Raw genomic sequence first — 25,592 nt, forward strand, 5'->3', positions numbered from 1 at the left:
GGCCGAACTGCTAGTAGACAATTGTCTGTATAGCGTGGGCTGGAATAGTTATAGTAGTTTTTGATGTTTTGTTTATTAGGCTGTAAACAATCTCTTTATCTGATTGGTTCATGACAATGGTAATTATTTTGTCATCAGAGTTTTTAAAAGAGGTGCTTAATAAACTTTTATCTGTAGTGGTTTCGATTATTCTTTTGGCGTTTGGCCTGATAAATTTTGAAAGATGTCCGATATAATAATACATCGGTGTATAGATCAATTCGTCTTTTGTAATATCTGCGTGTATCGGCGCGAAACAAAAATTGCCAACATGATTTGGACCTCCGTTTTGGTCTAAAAGAATATTCCAATCTGTCCAGCCAACGGTTCCGTTATTAAAATCGTTGATCATGTTAATTCCGTAGCGCTCTGCATTTCCCCAGAATTGAAAATTCTTCGCGTCAAATTTCTCGATACAGCCTTCTGTAAAAAGTAAATTTTTGTTTGGGAATGTTTCGTGAACTTTTCCAACCGATTCAAATTTTGGAGTTCCGCCGTTCCATGTTTCATACCAGTGAAATCCAATTCCCCAAACAAATTTTGAAACCTCTGGATCTGAGAAAACCAAGTTGGCCCTTTTTTCTAACATATCGCCACGATTGTGATCCCAGATGATAATGTTTTTAGAACCGAGTCCTTCTCTTTCTAAAGTTGGGCCTAAGATTTTCAGAAAATCTCTTTCGGCTTCTGGAGTATAAATACAAGATTCCCAGCGCTGTTTTGCCATTGGTTCATTTTGTACGGTTAATCCCCAAATTGGTATTCCTTCTTTTTCGTATGCTTTTATAAATTTAGCATAATAATTAGCCCAGGACTGGGCAAACTCAGGCAATAAAACGCCGCCGTGTAAAATATCATTATTGTCTTTCATGAAAGCTGGGGGACTCCATGGACTAACAAATAAGGTTAGTTTTCCGCCGGCAGTTTCAATTGCTTTTTTGAGTAATGGTATTCTGTATTTTTGATCGTGGTCTATACTAAAGGTTTTGAGATCTTTATCTCCTTCTGTAATGTAGGTATAACTATCGCTGCTAAAATCACAGCTATGTATGTTGGTTCTGGCTAATGTGTAGCCAATTCCTTTGTTTGCGTCGTAGTAAGCAGTTAGAAATTCTTGTTGCTTTTTTGGAGATAATTTAGCAAATACTTCGGCACTTGCATCTGTAATTGCGCCTCCGATTCCTAAGAAAGTCTGATCTGTTTTTTCAGCATCTATTGTAATTGCTACTGTTGATTTTGTTTGTTGTGAAGGTGTATTTGAGATTAAATTATTCGACAAAGACAACCTTAAGTTTGTGTTTTCGGCAGTCGTATAAACTTCTATTTTTTGATTTGATTTAGAAGCTGTAACAGCACTATTATTTGCAATTTTTGATGAAGAACAACTTAACTGCAGTACTAATATTGGGATTAATAAAATTTTAGGTGTGGCTTTCATTGGTTCTTTCAAAAATCGATTTAATTAAATTTAAAGTAAATAGAGGGCTAAAAGGATGATTCCGCTTAACCCTCATTTTTACTTAACTACAAAATATTAATAAACAAGCGTTTGTATTGCATGTGCAGGAATTTTAACTACTGTTTTTTCTGCACCGATAATTAAATTATAAACCAGTTCTTTGTCTGATTGATTCATTACAATTGTTGCCATTGTACCATCGGTATTCAAAAATGATGTACTCAACAAAGCGCTTCTGCTTACTGCAGTGCTAACTCTTTTTGCATTTAGGTGAATGAATTTTGAGAAATGTCCGATGTAATAATAAGAAGGCGTATAAATTAGCTCTCCCGTTGTTGTATCGGCATGAATTGGTGCAAAACAAAAATTACCAACATGGTTAGGTCCTCCGTTTTGATCTAAAAGAATATTCCAATCAGTCCATCCCGCAGTTCCGTTATTGAAATCGTTGATCATAGAAATTCCATAACGCTCTCCGTTACCCCAAAATTGGTATTTTTTGGCATCAAATTTTTCTACACATCCTTCTGTAAACAAAAGTCCTTTATCTGGATAAGCTTCATTTACTTTGGCAACGTTATCAAACATTGATGCGCCTCCAGACCAGTTTTCGTACCAGTGAAAACCCATTCCCCAAACGTATTTTGAAGCTTCCGGATCTGAGTAAATTACGTTTGCACGGTAATTCATTAAATCACGATTATGATCCCATGCAATGATTTTTACATTTCCTAGGTTTTCTTTTTTTAATGTTGGGCCAAGGAAATTTTTAATGAAGTCTCTTTCGTCTTCAGCACTATAAATGCAAGATTCCCAAGTTTGAACTGCCATTGGCTCGTTTTGGGTTGAAGTTCCCCAAATTGGAATTCCTTCTTTCTCGTATGCTTTTATAAACTTGGCATAAAAGTTTGCCCAAGTCTGGTAATATTCTGGTAGTAATAAACCACCTTTTAATACACTTTTATTGCTTTTCATAAAAGCGTTTGGCGACCATGGAGCAACATAAGTCAATAATTTTCCTCCTGCTGTTTTTATGGCTTGCTTTATTAATGGAAGGCGAAATTGTCTGTCATGATCTATAGAAAAAGTTTTTAAATCTTTATCTCCTTCTTCGATATAAGAGTAGCTTCCACTGCTAAAATCAGAACTTTGTATCGTGGTTCTTAGCAAAGAATAGCCAATTCCTTTTTGTTTATCGTAATAGGCGTTTAAAAATTCTGTTTGTTTTTCTTTAGAAAGTTTAGCAAATATTTCGGCACTTGCATCTGTAATAGCTCCACCGATACCCATAAAGGTCTGAAATTTTTTAGCTGGTTCTACAAAAACAGACGACTCTATTTCCAGAGGTTGTTTTGATGCTGAAAAAGTCAAATTATCTGTAGCTGTTAATCTTAAATTTGAATTTTCTGCTGTTGTGTAAACCGTTACTTTTTTTCCATTGGTTGTGAATTCTTTTTTTGTTTTCTGTTGTTGCGCCAAGGCTGTTATTGAAAACAAAAGACAAAGAACTTTTAAACTATTTTTTCTCATTCTTTCCTTAATTATTTAAATTCTGAATTGGAGCTTTTTAAAGACACTCGATCTATAAAAAACACATTTTAATAGCTTAAGGATTTAAAAATAGCCCATACTCATAATGATTATGGGCTATTTACAACCAAACTTAAACTTAACTTAAACTTTATTATTTATTTCTTATTGATAATGAGGGTTTTGTTTCAATTTAGTACCATTAAGCTCTGTATATGGTATTGGAAAAATCTCGTCAGTACCTGCATCAAAACCTCTGTCAGATAATGCAGCAGCTGCATCTCCCCATCTTACTAAGTCAAAGAATCTATGTCCTTCACCAGCTAATTCCATTCTTCTTTCTAATTTAATAGCTGCTAATGTTACAGGAACTGGACTTAATCCAACTCTAGCTCTTACTGCATCAAGTAAAGCTTGCGCTCTTGCACCAGATCCTAAAGCTTCTGCTTCCATTAAGTAAGTATCTGCAAGTCTGATAACATAAGAGTTTTGTTTGTAATTCAACTCTTGGTTACCACCACCTGTACGAACATCTGATTGTCTTGGAAGATATTTATTCAAGAAATAACCTGTATCCTGATAAGCAGGAATATAATCTGCTTTACCAGCCGCTTTTAAAGCTTTTAAATCATAAACAGTAGCTGCAAATCTTGGGTCAGTCTTGATTACATCGTATAATTTTTGTGTAATAGGATTGAAAGCCCATCCTGAAGGAAGGTCAGCAGCATCAGATCCTGCTGGTCTTGAATATCCTCTTGGTCCAACCATTTGGTTTAAAGAGTTACCTTCGTCTTTACCACCTCCCCAGAAAGTCCAGTCAGTGTTACCTGCACTACTATGAGATACTTCGATAAGTGATTCTGCATTAAACTTGTTAGAAGTAACCCATAAATCACTGAAGTTTGTAAGCAATTTATTTCCGTATTGGTTAGTCGCTCCCGGCGTACCATTTACTTGTGCTAAAATTGCAGCGGCTTCTGGTTTTTTACCTTCAAATAAATATACTTTTCCAAGTAATGCTTGAACAGCACCTTTATTGAATCTTCCTGCCTCAGTTGCAGCTACAACAGTATTTGGAAGAGCAGGAATAGCTTCTAATAAATCTTTTTCAATCTGTGCATAAATCACTTCTGGTGCTACTTGCTCAGGATCATAAATTGTCTGAGTTGTTAAAGGCTCAAGTACCAAAGGAATATTTTTAAACAATCTTACTAAATTGAAGTAGTAAAATGCACGTAGTGCTTTAGCTTCAGCTGTAAATCTTGATCTTACCGCATCACTCATTGTTGCTGCAGGAAGTTTTGAAATCAACATATTTGCTCTTGCAACACCTTGATAATGATCATTCCAGAAACTACCAGGAATGTTAATTGAAGTAAGTGAGTGCGTTGAGAAGTTTTGAATTCCGTTTCCATCTGTAGAACTACCTCCACCAGCATAAAAATCATCAGAACCAGCGTTTAACATTGCTACTAAATTTTCAAAACCACCAGTGTTTTTTCTTAATGGATCATAAGTTCCAATTAAAGCAGCATAACATTGTTGTTCGTTAGAAAAGTAGATGCTCGAGTCAAATTTTCCTTCTGGATTAATGGTTACAAAATCTTCAGAACAAGATCCCATAATAGCCATTGCAACAGCGGCACATATATATTTAAAATTTTTAGTTTTCATAATTTTTTAATTTTTAGAATTGAACGTTAGCTCCTAATAGGAAAGATCTAGCTTGCGGATATACTCCTTTATCTACACCAAAAACTTGACCTCCAATTTCAGGATCGTACCCTGTGTATTTTGTAAAAGTCAATAAATTTTCTCCAGTTAAGTAAAAACGAATTTTATCTGAACCAATTTTAGATGATAAGTTAGCTGGTAATGTATATCCAACTTGAACAATTTTTAAACGCGCGTAATTGCCACTTTCAAGATAAAAATCAGACATATTAGTGTAGTTTTTGTTCGGATCATTGTTTGTTAATCTAGGATAATCATTAGATGTTCCTTCTCCATGCCAACGATCTAAAGCATCTGTCTGATAATTTGCATTTAATACATCTAGTCTTCTTAAACCTTGGAAAATTTTACTTCCAGCTGCTCCTTGAGCAAATGCCATGAAATCAAAGTTTTTGTAATCTAAGTTAATTGTAAGACCAAAAGTATATTTAGGGATATTTGTTCCTAAGTATCCTTTATCAGCATCTGTAATAGAACCGTCACCATCTGCATCTACCCAACGGAAATCTCCAGGTCTAGCATTTGGCTGAATTAAATTTCCTGCCGCATTTTTGTAAGCTGCAACTTCAGCTGCATTTTGGAAAATTCCAGCAGTTTTAAATCCGTAGAATTCATTGAATGAATGACCAACTTCTGTTCTTGTAACAGGTCCCATAGATTGAAAACTAGCATCTCCAACAATGTAGTTAGTAGACGAACCTACATAAGTGATTTCATTTTTCAAGTAAGCAACGTTAGCGTTAACTCCTAAATTAAAATCTCCAAGTTTTTTCTTGTATCCTAATTCAACCTCAAAACCACTGTTATTCATATCAGCAACGTTTGCAGAAGGCGCATCAACAACTCCTACATATCCAGGAATAACAACGTTTCTTAAAATTCCTGTAGTTTTTTTCTTGTAGTAATCAAGAGTAAGATTAAAATCACTAAAAAGTTTTGTATCAAGACCAATTGTAGTTTGAGATGTTTCTTCCCATCCTAAATCTGCATTAGGTAAAGTTGAGTTACCATAACCTGTTGTAATGTCTCCTAAATTTCCAGTAGAATAATTATATCCTCCAACAACTAAACCTCTGTATTTAAAGTCATCGATATTATCATTTCCAACAACTCCATAACCTCCACGTAGTTTTAAAGAATTAACTACATCATTTTCTTTCCAGAAACCTTCTTTTGAAATTACCCATCCTAAAGAGAATGAAGGGAAAACTCCCCATTTTTTATTTTCTCCAAAACGAGTTGATCCATCACGACGAATAATTCCTGTGAAAAGATATTTCTCCATGTAATCGTAATTCGCACGTAAGAACAATGAAGCTAATTTGTGCTCAATTTTATCCTCTGTATTTGTTGATCTATCTGTTTGAGGAATGTTAAAGTTCCAAGAAGCATCTTTATAACTTGTTATTGGAAGTCCGAACATTGTTGTATTTACAACAGTTCCGATATTCTCAACATAAGCACCTTGACCTGCTAATACATTTACACTATGATTTCCAAATTTATTGCTGTACGTCAAGATATTTTCAAGAGTCCAAGCAAATGATTTTTCATTGTTTTGGTTAAAGTTATTTTTATCCGCTTTCATGTTTGGATTTAAGAAGAAAACAGGTGTAAAAGCTTCACTTCCCCAGTATGACAACTTACCTCCAAGTGTAGTTCTGAATTTTAAGTGGCTTGTAATATTAGCCTCTAAATAAGCATTACCAACAAAATCATCAGACCAGTTGTAAGCCCCTAATCTTGTTTGAGTATAAGCTAGAGGGTTTGTCATTTCTTGTTGTACTAAAGAAGAAATTCCGTAAGGATTTCCATTTCCGTCTCTAACCACATTTGGGTTTGTGTAGAAACCTGTACTAGCTACCGCTGGATCTGTAACAACTAATGGAGTAAGCGGATCTAAGTTAATTGCAGAACTTAATGGCCCTCCAAACTCACTGTTAGTATTTCCTAAACTACTTGATTTTTGGTGTGTGTAACCAAAAGTCTCACCAAACGTAAAATAATTCGAGATTTTATGTGTAGAGTTTAAACGGAAATTTTTCTTTGTATAATTAGAAATATCTGTTGTAACAATACCTTCCTGATCTTGTAAACCAAAAGAAGCATAAAAAGTAGATTTATCTCCACCCCCGCTAATACTCAATTCGTGCGTGTATCTGAAAGCTGAATTATTGAAAATTGCTTTCTGCCAGTCAGTACCATTACCTAATGCGCTAATTTGTGCAGGAGTATATTTTATAGCTCCGCCATCATTAACTGATTTTTCATTCATTACTGTTGCATACTGTTGAGCATTCAGCAAATCTAATGTCTTAGCTGGTGCAGAAGTACCAGCAAAACCATTATAGTTTACAGAGATTTTTCCAGATTTACCTTTTTTAGTTGTAACCAAGATAACCCCTGTTGCAGCACGAGTACCGTAGATTGCAGCAGAAGCAGCATCTTTAAGGACTTCAATAGACTCAATATCTGATTGGTTAATAAAACCAATTGCACCTGCATCTACAGCAATACCATCTATAACCCATAACGGATCATTTCCACCTTCTCTGAAAGTAGTTATACCTCTAATACGAACTTTTGAAGCTGAGCCTGGCTGTCCAGAAGTAGCAGCTACATTAACACCTGCAGTACGACCTTGTAAAGCTTGCTCAACACGTCCGTTTGGAACTTTCTCTAGATCAGCAGCCTTTACACTAGAAATTGCTCCAGTAACTACTGATTTCTTTTGAGTTCCGTATCCAACTACCACAACTTCATTTAATGATTGAGATTCTGGTTTTAGTTGAATGTTGATTTTTGTTCTTCCATTTACAGCTTCACTAACTGTAGTATAACCTATAAAAGTTACTACTAAAGTTCCGTTTGAAGGTACTTGTATTTGGAATTTTCCATCAAAATCTGACGCCGCAGCTTTAGTTGTACCTTTTAATAATACAGTTGCACCTGGAACTGGCATCCCACTTTCATCATTTATCATCCCATTTACTGTGACATCCTGAGCCACAGCCATAACCGAGAATAACAAAGACGAAACACAAAAAATAAGTAATTTTGTTAATTTCATTTTTCTAAAAATTTTGGTTAATTAATTAGTAATTCGATGCAATAATAATGTTAATATTTTACTATTTGCAATTAAATTTCATTACAAAAACACATCAAAGTAATTTTTTATACATTACAAAAACACATCAAAATTTTTATAAATATCTGATTTTTAATAAAATAAAAATAATTTTAACGATGTTATTAAAATGTTAATTACAAAAATAAACACTACACTAATATAAGAATGCTTATTTTTATAAAAAAAACATGCTTCTACATCGAGATAGTAGAGAGAAAACCACTCTAAAACACTACAAACAAAGAAGTTAACACCCCAAAACCAAAACAAATAAAAAAAATTATGAAATTGATAAAATCATATTTTTATATTACTTTTTTTACATTATTCACAATTACATTTTTCGGACAGGTAAAAGACATAGGACTTCCGGATGTAAGAAATTACAAGCGAAACGAATACAGAGGAGGCACTCAAAATTGGAATATTAATCAAGATAAGAATGGAAATTTATATTTTGCCAACAATAGTGGCCTTTTACAGTTTGACGGATCGTCATGGAAAAAATTTCCACTCCCAAATTTAACTTCTGTTAGATGTCTAAAAATTGATGATTCAGGAAAAATCTTTGTTGGAGGATATAATGAATTTGGTTATTTCCTTCCTGATCATAAGGGAAAGCTTAAATACACATCATTATCCAAGTATGTAGATAAGAGCAAAATCAAAATCATTGATTTCATTTGGAAAATTCATTCTTTTAATAATCAAATCGTTTTTCAATCTTTTGCAAGAGCATATATTTTTAAAAATGGGAAATTATCCATTCTAAAAGCACCAAAACGTTTTCAGTTTTCATTTGTAGTAAACAACAAACTTTATTTACAAGATATACAGAAAGGAATTTTGGAATATCGAAATGGTAAATTATACACATTACCAAATACAACCAGCCTTAATAACACAGAGGTATGGGGAATGTATCCTATCGCAAAAGACAAAATCTTAATTATAACATTAGAAAAAGGTTTGTTTACTTATGAAAACAATACCGTAAAACCGTGGAATACTGATGCAAATAATTTTGTCAAAAAAAATAACTCGCTTGGGGGCGAAATCATCAACAATAAATTTGTCGTTTTAAACTCCGTTTTGGACGGTATTATTATTTGTGATTTTAACGGAAAAATAATTCAGCACATCAATCAGAAGAAAGGACTGCAGAACAACACTGTTTTAACCTCTTTTATAGACAATAAAAACAATCTTTGGCTTGGACTCGACAACGGTATCGCATTTGTCAACGAAAGCTCTCCATTTACTTATTTTGGCTTTAGTTACGATATTAGTACTGTATACGCCTCAGTTATTCATGAGGGTAATTTATATGTAGCCACAAACCAAGGTGTTTTTTATCATGCCTGGAATAATAGTTTTAAAGAAGATGTTTTTAAACTTGTAGAAGGCACAACAGCTCAATCCTGGAACGTACAAGTTGTAGACAATGAACTTATTTGCGCAAATAACCGCGGTGCTTTGGTTATAAAAGGAGGAAAAGTAACCAATATAATAGATTCTAAAGGATATTTTGGCTTTAAAAAAATCCCTAATCATCCCGGTTTTTTTATAGGATCAAATTATGATGGATTTGCAATTTTCCAGAAAACAGCAAACGGTCTGGTTTTTAAAAATCAAGTTTCGGGATTTGACAAATCTTCTAATAGTTTTGAGCTTGATGAAACTTATTTATGGCTCAAAAAAGACGAATCTTTGTACAGAATGTTACTTAGTGATGATTTATCACGATTTGCTTCAATAAAAAAAATAAATCAGCTTACCTCGCAATTTAAAAATATCGGAAGCATTCAGCAAATTGATAATAAAATTTATTTTCAAACCCATAATCACTTTTATAAATACTCCAATGAACAGGATTTGTTTTATGAAGACAAAAACTTAAGCAATCTTTTTAAAAATATTCCTGTAATTAATGCATTAAGCCAAGATTCGCAATCCAATTTATGGTATGCTTTTGATGAATCTCTGGGAGTTTTAATGAAACAAAATAATAGATATAGAAACGTTGTCGCGCCATTTTCAAATTTAACCGGCAATCTGGTTAGCAATTATTTGTCTGTAAACACAATTGATCCTAAAAATATTTTTATTGGATTAACAGATGGTTTGGCACATTATGATTCTGAATTCTTAAATAATTTTGTGACTAAACCAAAAGCTTTTATTCGCAGTTTCTCTTTTCCGGGCGACACCATTGTTCTTGCCAACAATCAAAAGAAAACAGAAAATATCAGAATTCCATATTCGTCAAACCATGTTCGTTTTACATTTTCTTCTCCAACATATGAAAACCTGGAAAACGTACAATTTTCTTATCAATTAGAGCCTTTTGATGATAAATGGAGCAATTGGTCGAATATTTCAATTAAAGAGTACACAAACCTTCGCGAAGGCGATTATACAATGAATGTAAAGGTTAGGAATAGTTACGGAATCCAATCAGAACCCTCACAACTTTCTTTTGTAGTTTCTCCGCCTTGGTATAGGCATTTTTTAGCTTTAATGATTTATTTTATATTTTTTATCATCGGTATTTATGTCGTTTCGAATCGAATAAAAATGAAGATTCGAAAAAACAAATATTATGAAACTATAGAACAAAGAAGACTTTATCTGGAAAAAGAATCCAGAATCAGACAGGAGCAATATGACTTGGAAAAAGAAATTGAAAAATTAAAAAATGACAAGTTACAGATCAAAATTCTTGCAAAGGACAAAGAACTAGTTAATAATTCCCTGCAGGTTGTAAAGAAAAATAAAATTCTAAACGGAATTATTCATAAACTAAAAGAAATTGATGTTGAAGCATTAGACGACTCAACCAAGTTTCAAGTAAGTAAACTAAACAAGAGTATTGTAAAAGAAGTAAATACAGATAAAAGCTGGAAAGATTTAGAAAAACACATCAAAAACGTGCATTTTGAATACCTCAAACGTCTAAAGGAAAAATACCCAACTATTTCACCGCGTGAGCTCGATTTATCGACTTATCTGTTAATGAATATGTCCACGAAAGAAATTGCCGAAATCATGAATATTTCGACCGGAGGAGTTGAATTAGCAAGATACCGTTTAAGAAAGAAACTTGGTTTAAATAAAAAAGAAAACTTAATCGGATTCTTAATGAGCATTTAGAGAAAACAAAAAAAGCCATTCGTTACAGCGAATGGCTTTTTTTATTATGAAATAAATTCTAATGTTCGTTCCAGAGCCATTCCTCTCGAACCTTTTATTAAAATGGTATTATCATTAAAATGAATTGTTTTTAAGAAAGCTGCGAAAGCATCAAAAGTTTCAAAAAACTGGATATTCTCTTTAGAAATCTTATTCTCGTAAAATGATTTTCCTATCAGATAACAAATCGATTGATCTTGTTTTGATAGCGATTCTACGATGATTTTATGTTCCTGCTGGCTTTCGTTTCCTAACTCAAACATATCGCCAAGAATCATCACTTTATTCTGATTTTCCAATTGCAGAAAATTAGCAATTGCCACTTCCATACTACTCGGATTTGCATTGTAAGCATCTAAGATAATTTCATTAGATCCTTTTTTCAACAATTGAGATCTATTGTTTGCCGGAATGTAATTCTCAATCGCATGTTTTATATCTTGGTCTTCAACTTTAAAATAACGACCAATAGAAACTGCTGCATTGATATTATTTGCATTATAAAGTCCTATTAAATGAGAATCTACTGTGAAATTTTCGTACTGTACAACAACAAAAGGATTTGCTTGAATTTTCTCGATTTTCACATCAGCATTTTGCTTCTGAACACCAAAAGTAAATGATTTTATATCTTTTGTTTTCTCAATCTGAATTGGATCTTCAAGATTTACAAAAGCTGTTTTATTATTTTTAGAAAGATATTGGTACATTTCACTTTTACCTTTTATCACACCTTCAACACCGCCAAAACCTTCTAAATGTGCTTTTCCGAAATTAGTAATATAACCAAAATCAGGTTGCGCGATTTCGCACAAAAACTCGATTTCTTTTTGATGGTTTGCTCCCATCTCCACAATACCAATTTCAGTTTCTTTTGTAAAAGAAAGCAAAGTTAACGGAACTCCGATGTGGTTATTTAAATTTCCAACCGTAGCTTTAGTTTTAAATTTTTCAGCCAAAACAACATTAATAAGTTCCTTTGTCGTGGTTTTTCCGTTACTTCCCGTTAAAGCAATAATTGGAAGTTTTAAATAAGCACGATGAAATTTAGCCAGTTCCTGAAGCGTTTCTAAACTATTTTGAACCAAAACAGTTCTTTCATCTATAAAATAAGATGCGTTATCAATAATAACATATAAAGCATCTAAATCAAGTGCTTGTCTAGCAAAAGTATTCGCATCAAAGTTCTCTCCTTTAATAGCAAAAAACATAGAATCCTTCTCAATCTTTCTCGTATCAATTGAAAGGGATTTACATTGTAAAAACAAGTTATGAATGTCTTGAATATTCATTTAATTTTATTTTAATAGATCATAAAAGTAGAAAAAAAACAATAAAAAAATTCCAAATTCCATACTGAATATTCAGCTTTTGGAATTTGGAATTTTTTTTATTGGGAATTTCTAAATCTTAATTCCTTGGTGATTTTCTTCTTTCAGTTTTAGCACCTACTCTAGACATTGCACATCTGAAACCAATGTAATCAGTTGCCATATCTTGAGGGAAGTATCTTCTTTGAGCTGGATCTAACCAGTAAGCTCTATCTCTCCAAGAACCTCCTTTGTAAACTCTTACTTTATCATCGATAAGTGTAGTACGTTTACTAGAGTTATCATATTTTCTGATCATTTTACCTAAACTATCCGTTGTAACATTATGTTTTGGAGAGTTGTACATAGCTTGATCTGCTTTTGGACCTGATTCAGAATCTCCAAAGTCAAAATATCTAGAAGATTGTTTATCACCATCTCTATAGTTGATGTTATCACTTTGGCTGAAGTTTTGTCTCAAATATGTTTCTTGTTCGTCAACAGGAACCTGAGCGATTTCACCTGGAAGGTTTCTTGCCACAACTTTTCCGTTACTTAATGTATCGTATTTAATGTTAGCAGGAGTAACGATTTCAAGTTTACCGTCTTTACCAATTTTGTTTTTAGCATATTGATTTCCTCTAAAGTAGTTAAAATCATTTGCTTCATTATCAATAATAGGTCTGTAAACATCGGCAACCCATTCTGCAACGTTACCTGCCATATCGTATAGACCGAAATCATTTGCAGCATAGCTTTTTACAGCATTTGTAATATCTGCACCATCATCAGACCAACCTGCAATTCCACCGTAATCACCGTTTCCTTGTTTAAAGTTAGCCAATTGATCACCTTTGTTTTTACGTTTTGAAGAGCGAGTATAATCTCCAGACCAAGGGTATTTCTTTTGTCCTTTATAGATATTATATTCTCTTTGTCCAACATCAGCTGCAGCTGCATACTCCCATTCTGCTTCAGTAGGAAGCCTGTATTCTGGAAGAATAACTCCAGAAGAACGTTGTGCGTAAACATTTTTTGCTTCTGGTGTAGTACCGTCTTTACCTGCTTTTAGTCTTCTTCCGCTAGGATTTTTCTTTAATACTAACTCTTCACTTCCACCGTAAGTAGTAGATGGAGATGCAAGGTAAGCTTCTGTGTTGAATAAACTTTCAGCACTTACATCGTTAGTTTTAGCTCCTTTTTTAAGATAACCGCTTTTTTCTAAAACTGCCTCATTTACACGGTCAGTTCTCCATTTACTAAATTCAACTGCTTGAATCCAGTTTACACCTACTACAGGGTAGTTAGCGTAAGAAGGGTGTCTTAAATAGTTATTAGTCATCGTTTCGTTGTATCCTAAACGATTTCTCCAAACAAGAGTATCAGGCGATGCTCCTTCGTATATGTTTTTGTAATTTTCTTCTGTTGGAGGGAAAACTTTCTTTAACCACTCTAGGTATTCTAAGTACATACCATTAGTAACCTCAGTTTCATCCATATAGAATGATTGAACGTGTTGTTGGGTAGCTGTGTTATTCCAATCGTGCATAACATCATCTTGTACTTTACCCATAGTAAACGTACCTCCTTCAACAAAAACCAAACCAGGTCCAGCCTGTTGTTTTTTTCCTGCGTTTCTAGCAGCGGTTCCATTCTGACTGTCTACATCCCAACCAGTGGCTCTTGAAGCGTGAGAGGAACTCGACTTTTTGCTACAACTAGCCGTGCCCAACATCAATACCATTGACATCATTAATTGCAAGACTACAATTTTGTTTACTTTCATACTCATTCTTAGGTGATAAATTTAGGTGCTGCAATATAATAATTAACATTTAATTAGCAACATCTGTTCTAATAATTTTGTTTAGCTGTTTTTTTACCAGAAAATAACCTATAGTTACGAACGCAAAAATATACTTTTTATTATTTACTATAACATGAAATACTATATTTTTACTTACTAAAATATTTTTAATTAAATTTGGTTTTTAGCACCGATGAAACAAGCCTTAATCCTATATCTTTTTCTGATTCCAATCCTCTCATTTTCCCAGATAAATGGGGCTTTCACACTCGATTGGCAAAACAAAAAAGAGATGAGTTTTGGCGATTTCAAAACTACAATTCCGTACTTCACCGGCAATAGTTTTCGGTACGACATTACTAAAAAAAGCATAACGCTGCTCCTAAATCTGGATAATTTCGGCTATTCAGGAGGCAGTTCCATACAAATTACAGACGTAATTTACGAATCAATTTCAGCTGCTGATTTGGGAGATTTAGCCGTTGCAAACCTACCCGAAAAACCAAACGAATCACTCAAAACCGTCTCTTCAAGAGATAAAAAACAATCATTCTTGTCGCTTTCTCCTATTATAAAGAGCGGAAACAGTTTTAAAAGAATTAAATCTTTCTCTTACACTTCAAACAACTCAACATCAAAAAGTAACAACGCTTCTTCATTTCAAAAGTCAGCTACCGTTTACAATTCTGTTTTGGCTTCTGGCGACTGGTACCGCTTTTATATTGAAAAATCCGGAGTTTATAAAATTTCAAAAGCATTTTTACAAAGTTTAGGTTTTGACGCCGGAAAAGCTGATCCGCGAACCATAAAAATCTATGGTAATGGCGGACGAATGCTTCCTTTGGCCAATAATGCGTATTATCCAGAAGATTTAACCGAAAATGCCATTCAGATTACTGGAGAAAGTGACGGCGTTTTCAATAACGAAGATTATATCCTTTTTTACGCTGAAGGTGTTGAAAACTGGAATACAGAAAGCCAGACTAATTTAAATTTATTCGATACAAAATCATACTATTATATTACGACTGCCGGAGGTATTGGAAAACGAATTTCAAACATTAATCAGCCAACAGGAAGCAGCACTTTGGAGCTGAACACGTTTGATGACTATCAATTTCACGAAGTTGACTTAACAAATATTGCTCATTTAGGACGTCAATGGCTTGGTGAATCGTTTGATGTGAATCAGGATCAGGAATTTACTTTTAATTTCCCTAACATAGACACCACAGTTCCTGTAAAAATTGAGTTAAGCGCCGCTTCTGCTGCCTTCACTCCTACTTCTTTCGCAGTTGCCGCTAACGGACAAGCTATCGGGAATATTAATTTCACTGCTTTGGTTTCGAGTTCCGACATTAAATATTATCCCGGAAAACTTCCTTCAAACACCACATTTACTGGCGCTGAAACTGTAAAAATTAAACTTACCTATAATAATAATGGTGTCCCGGGATCAAAAGGCTATCTGGATTACATCAATCTTATAGCAAAAAGAAAACTTATCGGCACAGGAAAACAGTTTAAATTTCAATACGATGCTGCTGGAGCCACTACAGGAATTGCCAATTATACGATTACAAACGCCGCTGCTATTTCGCAAATTTGGGATATTACAGACCTATATAATGTATCCAAAATAGAAAACACCAATCTGGCTTCTTTTAGCTTTAAGGCTTCGTTAGGCGAAATCAGAAAATATATTACCATTGATCCTGCAGATTATTATACGCCGTTAAAGGAAAATCAATCTAAAATTGCCAATCAAAACTTAAAAGGAACACTTTTAAAAAACGCTCAAAACAGTTTTCAGGATGTTGATTATATTATTGTAGCTCCAAAAAATTTAGTTTCACAAGCCGAGAAATTGGCCGCTTTTCATAGAAGTTATTCTAATTTAAATGTAAAAGTAATTTCACTAGAAAGCATCTATCAGGAATTTTCATCGGGAAAACAAGATATTGCCGCTATTAGAAACTGCGTGAAATACGTTTACGACAATGCTTCTTCATCAGAAAAAAGAATAAAATACCTTAATTTATTCGGAGATGCATCTTTCGATTATAAAGATCGGATTTCTAACAATACCAATATTGTTCCAATTTATCACTCCTTAAATAGTAATACGGTTGGAGAATCTTCTTTTGCATCCGATGATTTTTATGGTTTAATGGATGCCGATGAAGGAAATGTAATTTCGTTTTTTGGAGGTATCGACATTGCCGTAGGCAGAATGTTAGTTTCAGATAATGCGCAGGCCGGAGAAATGGTCAATAAAGTTTTAGAATATCATGATGCTAAATCTTATGGAAACTGGAGAAACAATTTTGTTTTAATAAGTGATGATTCAGACCAAAGTTCTGATGCTTCATTACAATCCCGCCAGAATGCTTTAGCGGATGTGATAGGAACTGCAAAACCTTTTTTTAATATTGATAAAATCATTTTGGATTCTTATACTCAGGAAGCTTCCGCAGGAGGATCAAGATATCCAAAAGCCAGAACTGATTTTTTTAATGCTTTTGAAAAAGGAGCTTTAGTGTTTAATTATTTAGGACATGGCGGTGAAGATGGTTTGTCTAGCGAAAGAATTTGGGAGAAATCCGATGGTCAAAATTTAAACAATCAATATAAGTATCCTTTATTTATTACGATTACTTGTGAGTTTTCTCGTTTTGATGACCCAACAAGACCTACAGCTGGAGAATATACGTTTTGGAATCCAAAAGGTGGCGCTATTTCAATGTTAACCACCATTCGTGCTATCGGACAGTTTAATGCAGAGAATTTTAATGACAATTTGAGTAAAAATTTACTTTCATACAATTCTAATACCTACACTACAATTGCAGAAGCGCTTCGAATTTCTAAAAATGAAAATCCAAGTTCTTCCAGTAATGTTATTTTTTATATTGGAGATCCTGCTTTGATGTTAGCGATTCCAAAACCTCGAATTAATTTAACAAAAGTAAATGATATTGTGATTTCGCAGCCGATTCCTGATTTAAAATCATTAGCAAAAATTAAAATCTCCGGTGAAATTACAGATGAAAACAATATTCTTTTAAGCAATTACAATGGGGAATTGTCTACAGCGATTTTCGACAAAATAATTACTTCTTCTACCTTAAATAATGATGGATATAGTCCTGCAATGCAATTTAAAACTCTTGGAGAAACTATCTTTAGAGGAAATGCTTCTGTAACCAATGGACAGTTTGAATTTAGCTTTGTTGTACCGCGTGATATCCGAATTCCAGTTGATAACGGCAGAATTAGTTTTTATTCGAAGAAAAATCAAATATTAGAAAACCAATCAGGCTACAGCAGCGCTATTAAAATAGGAGGAATAAACGAAAATGCACCTCAGGACAATATAAGTCCGAAAGTTAAGTTATATATGAACGATGAAACTTTTGTATCTGGAGGAATTACAAACGAATCGCCTTTTCTTTTAGCGTTTCTTGAAGATGAAAATGGGATCAATACGGCAAGCGGCATCGGACATGATATTATTGCCATTTTAGATGGAGACGTAAGTAATCCGTACATTTTGAATGATTATTATCAGACAAAACTGGACGATTATACTAATGGAAATTTACGTTTCCCACTAAGAAATCTTGCTCCGGGATTACACACCATAAGCTTTACAGCGTGGGATGTTTACAATAATCCGGTAACAAGCGAGATCCAATTTACAGTTGTGGGCGACGAATCATTAACATTAACCCACGTTCTTAATTATCCAAATCCTTTTTCTACATATACGCAGTTCTGGTTTTCTCATAACAGACCTTATGAACCTTTAGATGTTCAGGTACAGGTTATGACGATTACTGGAAAGGTTGTCTGGACAAAAAATCAAATTATTACGACCGAAGGTTTTTTATCCCGAGAAATTACCTGGGACGGGAAAGATGATTTTGGCGACCGAATTGGAAAAGGTGTTTATATTTATAAACTTACTGTTAAATCGAATTTAACAAATAAAAAAGCAGAAAAGTACGAAAAACTTGTCATTCTATAAAAATATATATATTTGCATTACCGAAAATCTATTTAACCTCCTAAATGAAAAAAATATCACTCCTATTAATCTGTTTTTTAACTATCACATTTGTAAAAGCCCAAGAAGCACAACCCATAACTACTGGAGTTCCTTTCTTATTAGTTGCAGCAGACGCTAGAGCAGCCGGTTTAGGCGATCAAGGTGTCGCAACTTCTGCTGACGTTTTCTCTCAACAATGGAATCCGGCAAAGTATGCTTTTTCAGAAGACAAACAAGGCCTTTCTATCAGTTACACTCCGTATCTGACAGATTTAGCAAATGACATCTCACTTGGACAATTAACTTACTACAACAAAATTAATGAGCGAAGCGCGTTTGCGACAAGTTTTCGTTATTTTGGTTTTGGAGGAATTGAACTAAGACAAACTGGCGACCCAAACGAAGCTGTTAGAGAAGTAACCCCAAACGAATTTGCCTTAGACGGATCGTACTCACTAAAACTTAGTGAAGAATTCTCTATGGCAGTTGCTGCAAGGTTTATCAACTCTAATCTTAAAGTTGCCTCAGAAACTGTTGACGCAAAAGCTGCGCGTACATTTGCTGTAGACATTGCCGCATTTTATCAATCTGAAGAAATTGCCTATAGCGATTTTAACGGAAGATGGAGAGCTGGTATCAATCTACAGAATTTGGGACCAAAAATAAGTTATGATAACGACGATATTAGTTCGAACTTTATACCAGCTAACTTAAGATTGGGTGGTGGTTTTGACTTTATTCTAGATGATTATAACAAAGTTGCCGTTAGTGCAGAACTTACAAAACTTCTTGTGCCAACACCTCCAGGACTTGGAACGCCAGTTGATGGAAATGGAGATGGTGATTTTAACGATCCTGAAGACATTACACAACAAGAAGCAAACGATATTAATTATAAAAACTACAACGACATTGGCTGGGTTTCTGGAATTTTTAAATCTTTTGGAGATGCTCCGGGCGGCTTTAGCGAAGAACTAAAAGAAGTTACGTATAGTGTTGCTGCAGAATATATGTATCAGGATTCTTTTGCAATGCGATTAGGATATTTTCATGAAAGCCCGGAAAAAGGAGCTAGAAAATTCTTCTCTTTAGGAGCCGGTTTCAAGTACAATATCATAAAAGTTGATGTTTCTTATTTATTTTCAGCATCAAAAGTTAAAAATCCTTTAGAAAATACACTTCGTTTTTCTTTAACCTTTAACTTTGGAGACAAATACGAAACCTATTAAAGAGTAAAAATAAAAAAGCAATAACAAATCCAAATTTCTATATTTTAGAAATTTGGATTTTTTTTCCCATAAAAACAAATGAAAGAAATAAGCATTACATCATCATTTATAGTTTACGACAGCTTAGATGAGCTTTCAAAAGAAATTCAGGATTTAATGAACCAAGCTGTTGAAGTTCGCAAAAAAGCTTATGCACCTTATTCGCAATTTAGAGTTGGAGCAGCATTACTTTTAGACAACGGAAAAATAATTTTGGGGTCAAATCAGGAAAATGCCGCGTATCCGTCGGGATTATGTGCAGAAAGAACCGCTATTTTTTATGCTGGAAGCACTTATCCTGAAGCTAAAATCTTAAAAATGGCTATTACTGCTGCTTCAGACACCAACCAAACAACAGCTCCAATTCCTCCTTGCGGTTCTTGCAGACAATCAATCGCAGAATACGAAATCAGGCAGGAGACCCCTATAGAAATCTATTTTATGGGCGAAATTGGTGAAGTTTATAAATCGGCATCCCTTAAAAATCTGCTTCCTTTTATGTTTGATAAAAAGTTCTTGTAAAAAAAAGCCAAAAAGTCCCTTTTAAATTTTAGTTCTTAATAGGAATGTCTTATTTTTGCATCCCGACCTTTCGGGCGCAAATTTGTGGGAGGAGACTATTTTGCGTTTAAGGCAACAATTGATAACACAACAACTTTAGCAAAAGAAAGAATTCAAATGAAAGAAGTTACAAAAGAGGTATATTTAAAGTGGTACGAAGACATGCTGCTTTGGAGAAAGTTTGAGGACAAACTTGCAGCATTATACATTCAACAAAAAGTTAGAGGTTTTCTACACTTATATAATGGTCAGGAAGCTGTATTAGCAGGCGCTTTGCATGCTATGGACTTGACTAAAGACAAAATGATTACTGCTTACAGAAATCACGTGCAGCCAATTGGTATGGGAGTTGATCCTAGACGAGTAATGGCTGAACTTTTAGGAAAAGCAACAGGAACTTCTAAAGGTATGGGAGGTTCTATGCACATTTTCTCTAAAGAACACCGTTTTTACGGAGGTCACGGAATTGTTGGTGGACAAATTCCTGTAGGAGCTGGTTTAGCTTTTGCTGATAAATATTTTGAAACTGGCGGTGTTACTATGACTTATTTTGGTGATGGTGCTGCTAGACAAGGTTCTCTTCACGAAGCTTTCAACATGGCTATGTTATGGAAATTACCAGTTGTATTTATCGTTGAAAATAACGGTTATGCAATGGGAACTTCTGTAGAAAGAACCGCAAACCATACTGATATCTGGAAACTTGGTTTAGGATACGAAATGCCTTGCGGACCTGTTGATGGAATGAATCCTGTTAAAGTTGCTGAAGCGATGACAGAGGCTATCGAAAGAGCGCGTCGTGGCGACGGACCAACTTTCTTAGAAATGAAAACGTACCGTTACAGAGGACACTCTATGTCTGATGCACAATTATACCGTTCTAAAGAAGAGGTAGAAGAATACAAAAAAATTGACCCTATTACTCAGGTTTTAGATGTAATTATGGATCAAAAATATGCGACAGAAGAAGAAATTGAAGTAATTGACCAAAGAGTTAAAGATTTGGTTGAAGAATGTGTGAAATTTGCTGAAGAATCTCCATATCCAGAATTACAACAATTATACGATGTAGTATACGCACAAGAAGACTATCCATTTACACCTCATAAACTATAACATCATGGCGATTAAAGTAACAATGCCTCGTTTGAGCGATACTATGACGGAAGGAACGGTAGCGACTTGGCTTAAAAAAGTAGGCGACAAAATTAGCGAAGGAGATATCTTAGCTGAAATTGAAACAGACAAAGCAACAATGGAGTTCGAATCTTTTAACGAAGGAACTCTTTTACATATCGGAATTCAAGCTGGAGAAACTGCTCCTGTTGATTCATTATTAGCCATCATCGGTAACGAAGGAGAAGATATTTCTGCTCTTTTAGCTGGTGGTGATGCTCCTGCTGCTAGTTCCGAAGCTTCGGAACCAAAAGCTGAAGCAAAATCAGAAAGTACTCCTGCTGCTGAAACAAAAACAGAAGCTGCTCCTGCAAAAGCTGCAAGTGCATTACCTAAAGGTGTTGTAGTAGTTACTATGCCACGTTTGAGTGATACAATGACAGAAGGAACGGTAGCAACCTGGTTGAAAAAAGTAGGTGATGCTGTTGCTGAAGGTGACATCTTAGCTGAAATCGAGACTGACAAAGCTACTATGGAGTTTGAGTCATTCAACGAAGGAACTTTATTATACATTGGAATTCAAGAAGGAAACACAGCTCCTGTTGACAGCTTATTAGCGATCATTGGGCCTGCAGGAACTGATATTTCTGGAATTGCTGAAAATTATACTGCTGGAGGTGCTTCAACTACAAGTGCTCCTGTTGCTGAAGAAACAAAAGCTGCTCCTGCTGCCGAAAGCGCGACAGAAACAGTTGCTGATTCTTCAAACGGAAGAGTTTTAGCTTCGCCATTGGCAAAGAAAATCGCTTCTGACAAAGGAATTCAATTATCTCAGGTTAAAGGTTCTGGAGAAAACGGACGTATCGTAAAAAGCGATATCGAAAACTTTACTCCTTCTACACAAGCTGCACCATCTTCTAACGCTACTGCTCCTGCAGCAAAAGCACAAGAAACTGCTGCACCTGCTGCACCAAAAGTATTTGTTCCTGCTGGTGAAGTTTTCACAGAAGAGATCAAAAATTCTCAAATGCGTAAAATTATTGCTAAACGTTTGGCTGAATCTTTATTTACAGCACCTCACTACAACCTAGTGATCGAAGTAAGTATGGACGAAGCAATGGGCGCAAGAGCTACAATCAACACAGTTCCAGATACAAAAGTATCTTTTAACGATATGGTGATCAAAGCTTGTGCATTAGCATTGAAAAAACATCCAAAAATCAACTCTCAGTGGAAAGAAGATGCAATTATCATCAACCACCACGTTAATATTGGAGTTGCTGTTGCTGTTGAAGACGGATTAGTAGTTCCTGTATTGAAATTTACAGACGCTATGAGTTTATCTCAAATTGGTACTTCTGTAAGAGATCTTGCCGGAAGAGCTAAAAACAAAAAACTTGGACCACAAGAAATGGAAGGAAGTACTTTTACAGTATCTAACCTTGGAATGTTTGGTATTACTGAATTCAATTCAATTATCAATCAGCCAAACTCTGCTATCCTTTCTGTAGGTGCAATTGTAGAAAAACCAGTTGTTAAAAACGGTCAGATTGTAGTAGGAAACACAATGATGTTATCATTAGCTTGTGACCACAGAACAATTGATGGTGCTACTGGAGCTCAATTTTTACAAACATTAAAACAATACATCGAAAGTCCAGTTACAATGTTGGCATAATTCGCCAGTCTAAGTAAAACTTAAGATTATTTATATTAAAATCCCGTTTTGAACTTTCAAAACGGGATTTTTTATTTAATTTAGTTGCTTTAATTCAATTTTTAGCAATATGAAAAAAATATTTCTCTTCGCTTTATTTTTGACAGCTCTGGCGTGTCAGAAGAAAGAAACCACCAAAGAAACGGATAAAACAACGACAGCTGTAAATGACGAACACACGTTCTCTAAACCAGATTTAGCCATTGTAAAACATTTAGATCTTGATATTAAAGTTGATTTTGACACACAAACAATTTCCGGAAAAGCTTCTTGGCAGATTGACAATACCAGCAAAGGAAACGAAATTATCTTTGACGAAAACACGCTTACTATTACAAAAGTAACTTTGGGTGATGAAGAAAAAGAAACCAAATTTGAACTTGGAAAGGAAGTTGAATTTCACGGAAAACCACTTCATATTACCATAGAACCAAATACCACAAAAGTTAATATTTATTACAGTACAAGCAAAGATGCAGTAGCTTTGCAATGGTTAAATCCAGCACAAACAGCAGACAAAAAGAAACCTTTCGTTTTTTCTCAGGGAGAAAGCATTTGGTCACGCACCTGGATTCCGTGTCAGGATTCTCCGGGAATTCGTTTTACGTATAATGCAAAAGTTACCGTTCCTAAAGATTTAATGGCCGTAATGAGTGCTGTAAATCCTCAGACGAAAAACGATACAGGAGTTTATACTTTTAAACAAGACAAAGCAATTCCTTCTTATTTAATGGCAATTGCTGTTGGAGATATTGCTTTTAAATCTATCGATAATAGAACTGGAGTTTATGCAGAACCATCTGTTTTAAAAAGCGCTGCATGGGAATTTGCTGATTTAGGAAAAATGGTAGTTGCTGCCGAAAAACTTTACGGTCCTTACCGTTGGGGACGTTATGATGTTTTGGTTTTACCGCCAAGTTTTCCTTACGGCGGAATGGAAAATCCAAACTTAACCTTTTTAACACCGGGCGTTATTGCCGGAGATCGTTCGCTAACCAGTTTATTAGCACATGAATTAGGACACAGCTGGAGCGGAAATCTAGTTACCAACGCAACTTGGGATGATATTTGGTTAAATGAAGGTTTTACTACTTATGTAGAACACAGAATTGGCGAAGAAATTTTCGGTAAAAAAGAAGCTGCAATGCAAGATGTTTTAACCCGCAAAGATCTTGACGACAATATCGCAGAATACGGAAGCACAAATCCAGATACGCGTCTTAAAGTTTCATTAACCAACAGAAATCCAGATGACGGAATCAGCCAGATTCCTTATGTAAAAGGTTACAACTTCTTGAAAGTAATAGAAAATGCTGTTGGACGCGCTAAATTTGATCCGTTCATTAAAAACTATTTTGATGCTCATGCTTTTAAATCAATCACTACAGAAGATTTTGTAAAATATCTAAATGAAAATCTTATTAAAGATGATAAAGCGCTGGCTGACAAAATAAAAGTTGAGGATTGGATTTACAAACCAGGCGTTCCATCCAACATAATTCCATCTGTTTCTGAAGATTTTGCTGCTATAGATGCCATTCAAAAAAGCTGGAGAACAACTGGAGTTAAAGGATTAAGTCAAAAAATAAAATCAACTACAGAAAAACAACACTTTATAGATTACCTTCCTGCAGATATTACAACTAAAGAAATAGAAAGCATTGATGCAGAATTTAATTTTACTAAAGGAGGAAATTTTGTAATTAAAAGACAATGGTTTGTACAGGCAATTCGTCATCAATACAAACCGGCATATCCTGCAATTGAGCAATTTATGATTGCAACAAGCAGAACCGGATCTTTAATGACATTATATAAAGAACTGGTAAAAACACCAGAAGGAAAAACCTGGGCAAAACAGATTTTTGATAAGGCAAAATCTGGTTATCATGCTACAACAGTACAAGCTGTTGAAGGCTTATTAAAATAAATAAATTCTTAATTGATACGAAAGTCCCGATTTCACTAGGAAATCGGGACTTTTTTTATGCAAAAAACATGGCAGGGAAAATTGTCCACCACATAGCGTAAATTCTCCATGTTCTAAAATCTGGCATCGTCGCATCTTTGTAATGTCAAAAGACAACAAATAATAAACAATAATTATAACATTAAAAATTAAATAAAATGACACGATTAACAGCATTAAACCCAGAAGAAGTAACAGGAAAAACAAAAGATTTATTCAATGCCGTACAAGCAAAATTAGGAACAGTTCCGAACATGATGAGAACAATGGGAAATTCTCCAGCGGTATTAGAAGGTTATTTAAATTTGAGCGGCGCTTTGAGCCACGGAAAATTAAGCGCAAAAACTGGTGAACTTTTAGCTTTAGCAGTTTCAGAAGAAAACTCTTGTGATTACTGTGTTGCCGCTCACACTTTTATTGGAGAAAAATTATTAAAAGCAGATCCAGAAGTTTTAAAAAGTGCAAGAACAGGAAATGCTGCAGATGAAAAAACGCAGGCAATTTTACAATTTGCTAAAACTTTGATCAGCAAAAATGGTTTGGTAAACGATCAGGATGTTGCAGCAATAAAAAATGCAGGAGTTTCTGATGCAGAATTGGCTGAAACTGTAGCACACGTAGCTTTAAATGTACTTACAAACTACTTTAATAATACTGCAAATACAGAAATTGATTTTCCAGCAGTAGCAAGTCTATAATTACAAAA

The 25,592-nt window shown here is 34.6% G+C and carries 14 protein-coding genes; 8 read left to right on the forward strand and 6 right to left on the reverse strand.

Annotated features, from left to right (window positions below):
• Positions 1 to 10: 10 nt before the first annotated feature.
• The 4 genes from EV144_RS07800 to EV144_RS07815 form a co-directional block, all read right to left on the reverse strand.
• Entirely contained in the window at positions 11 to 1,477 is a 1,467-nt protein-coding gene (locus EV144_RS07800) for a glycoside hydrolase family 30 protein (RefSeq protein WP_134147739.1), read from the reverse strand.
• A gap of 96 nt (positions 1,478 to 1,573) precedes the next feature.
• Positions 1,574 to 3,028 (reverse strand): glycoside hydrolase family 30 protein, encoded by a 1,455-nt coding sequence (locus EV144_RS07805; protein ID WP_134147741.1) that lies wholly within the window; start codon positions 3,026 to 3,028, stop codon positions 1,574 to 1,576.
• A gap of 165 nt (positions 3,029 to 3,193) precedes the next feature.
• Entirely contained in the window at positions 3,194 to 4,702 is a 1,509-nt protein-coding gene (locus EV144_RS07810) for a RagB/SusD family nutrient uptake outer membrane protein (protein ID WP_134147743.1), read from the reverse strand.
• A gap of 13 nt (positions 4,703 to 4,715) precedes the next feature.
• The gene (locus EV144_RS07815) at positions 4,716 to 7,832 is read right to left on the reverse strand and encodes a SusC/RagA family TonB-linked outer membrane protein (protein ID WP_134147745.1); all 3,117 of its coding nucleotides are present in this window, start codon (positions 7,830 to 7,832) and stop codon (positions 4,716 to 4,718) included.
• A gap of 345 nt (positions 7,833 to 8,177) precedes the next feature.
• Between EV144_RS07815 and EV144_RS07820 the strand changes: the two genes are divergently transcribed.
• Complete coding sequence (locus EV144_RS07820; RefSeq protein WP_134147747.1) at positions 8,178 to 11,048, forward strand: triple tyrosine motif-containing protein; 2,871 nt, start codon at positions 8,178 to 8,180, stop codon at positions 11,046 to 11,048.
• Between the two features lie 44 nt (positions 11,049 to 11,092).
• Here EV144_RS07820 and EV144_RS07825 read toward each other — a convergent pair whose 3' ends face one another.
• Both EV144_RS07825 and gldJ read right to left on the reverse strand, forming a co-directional pair.
• Positions 11,093 to 12,379 (reverse strand): UDP-N-acetylmuramoyl-tripeptide--D-alanyl-D-alanine ligase, encoded by a 1,287-nt coding sequence (locus EV144_RS07825; RefSeq protein ID WP_134147749.1) that lies wholly within the window; start codon positions 12,377 to 12,379, stop codon positions 11,093 to 11,095.
• 118 nt (positions 12,380 to 12,497) lie between these two features.
• Positions 12,498 to 14,183: a gliding motility lipoprotein GldJ gene (gldJ, locus tag EV144_RS07830; protein WP_134147751.1), complete on the reverse strand. Its 1,686-nt coding sequence runs from the start codon at positions 14,181 to 14,183 to the stop codon at positions 12,498 to 12,500.
• 214 nt (positions 14,184 to 14,397) lie between these two features.
• Here gldJ and porU point away from each other — a divergent pair, with 214 nt between their 5' ends.
• The 7 genes from porU to EV144_RS07865 all read left to right on the forward strand — a co-directional run bounded on the left by porU (position 14,398) and on the right by EV144_RS07865 (position 25,584).
• Positions 14,398 to 18,234: a type IX secretion system sortase PorU gene (gene porU, locus EV144_RS07835; protein WP_134147753.1), complete on the forward strand. Its 3,837-nt coding sequence runs from the start codon at positions 14,398 to 14,400 to the stop codon at positions 18,232 to 18,234.
• 44 nt (positions 18,235 to 18,278) lie between these two features.
• The gene (gene porV, locus EV144_RS07840) at positions 18,279 to 19,484 is read left to right on the forward strand and encodes a type IX secretion system outer membrane channel protein PorV (protein WP_134147755.1); all 1,206 of its coding nucleotides are present in this window, start codon (positions 18,279 to 18,281) and stop codon (positions 19,482 to 19,484) included.
• 78 nt (positions 19,485 to 19,562) lie between these two features.
• The gene (cdd, locus tag EV144_RS07845; protein ID WP_134147757.1) at positions 19,563 to 20,045 is read left to right on the forward strand and encodes a cytidine deaminase; all 483 of its coding nucleotides are present in this window, start codon (positions 19,563 to 19,565) and stop codon (positions 20,043 to 20,045) included.
• 156 nt (positions 20,046 to 20,201) lie between these two features.
• Complete coding sequence (gene pdhA, locus EV144_RS07850) at positions 20,202 to 21,200, forward strand: pyruvate dehydrogenase (acetyl-transferring) E1 component subunit alpha (protein ID WP_134147759.1); 999 nt, start codon at positions 20,202 to 20,204, stop codon at positions 21,198 to 21,200.
• Positions 21,201 to 21,204: 4 nt separating this feature from the next.
• The gene (locus EV144_RS07855) at positions 21,205 to 22,878 is read left to right on the forward strand and encodes a pyruvate dehydrogenase complex dihydrolipoamide acetyltransferase (protein WP_134147760.1); all 1,674 of its coding nucleotides are present in this window, start codon (positions 21,205 to 21,207) and stop codon (positions 22,876 to 22,878) included.
• 109 nt (positions 22,879 to 22,987) lie between these two features.
• The gene (locus EV144_RS07860) at positions 22,988 to 24,847 is read left to right on the forward strand and encodes a hydrolase/aminopeptidase (protein WP_134147762.1); all 1,860 of its coding nucleotides are present in this window, start codon (positions 22,988 to 22,990) and stop codon (positions 24,845 to 24,847) included.
• Between the two features lie 197 nt (positions 24,848 to 25,044).
• Positions 25,045 to 25,584: a carboxymuconolactone decarboxylase family protein gene (locus EV144_RS07865; protein ID WP_134147764.1), complete on the forward strand. Its 540-nt coding sequence runs from the start codon at positions 25,045 to 25,047 to the stop codon at positions 25,582 to 25,584.
• Positions 25,585 to 25,592: the final 8 nt, after the last annotated feature.

The organism is Flavobacterium sp. 270 (assembly GCF_004368785.1).
Classification (GTDB): Bacteria; Bacteroidota; Bacteroidia; order Flavobacteriales; family Flavobacteriaceae; genus Flavobacterium.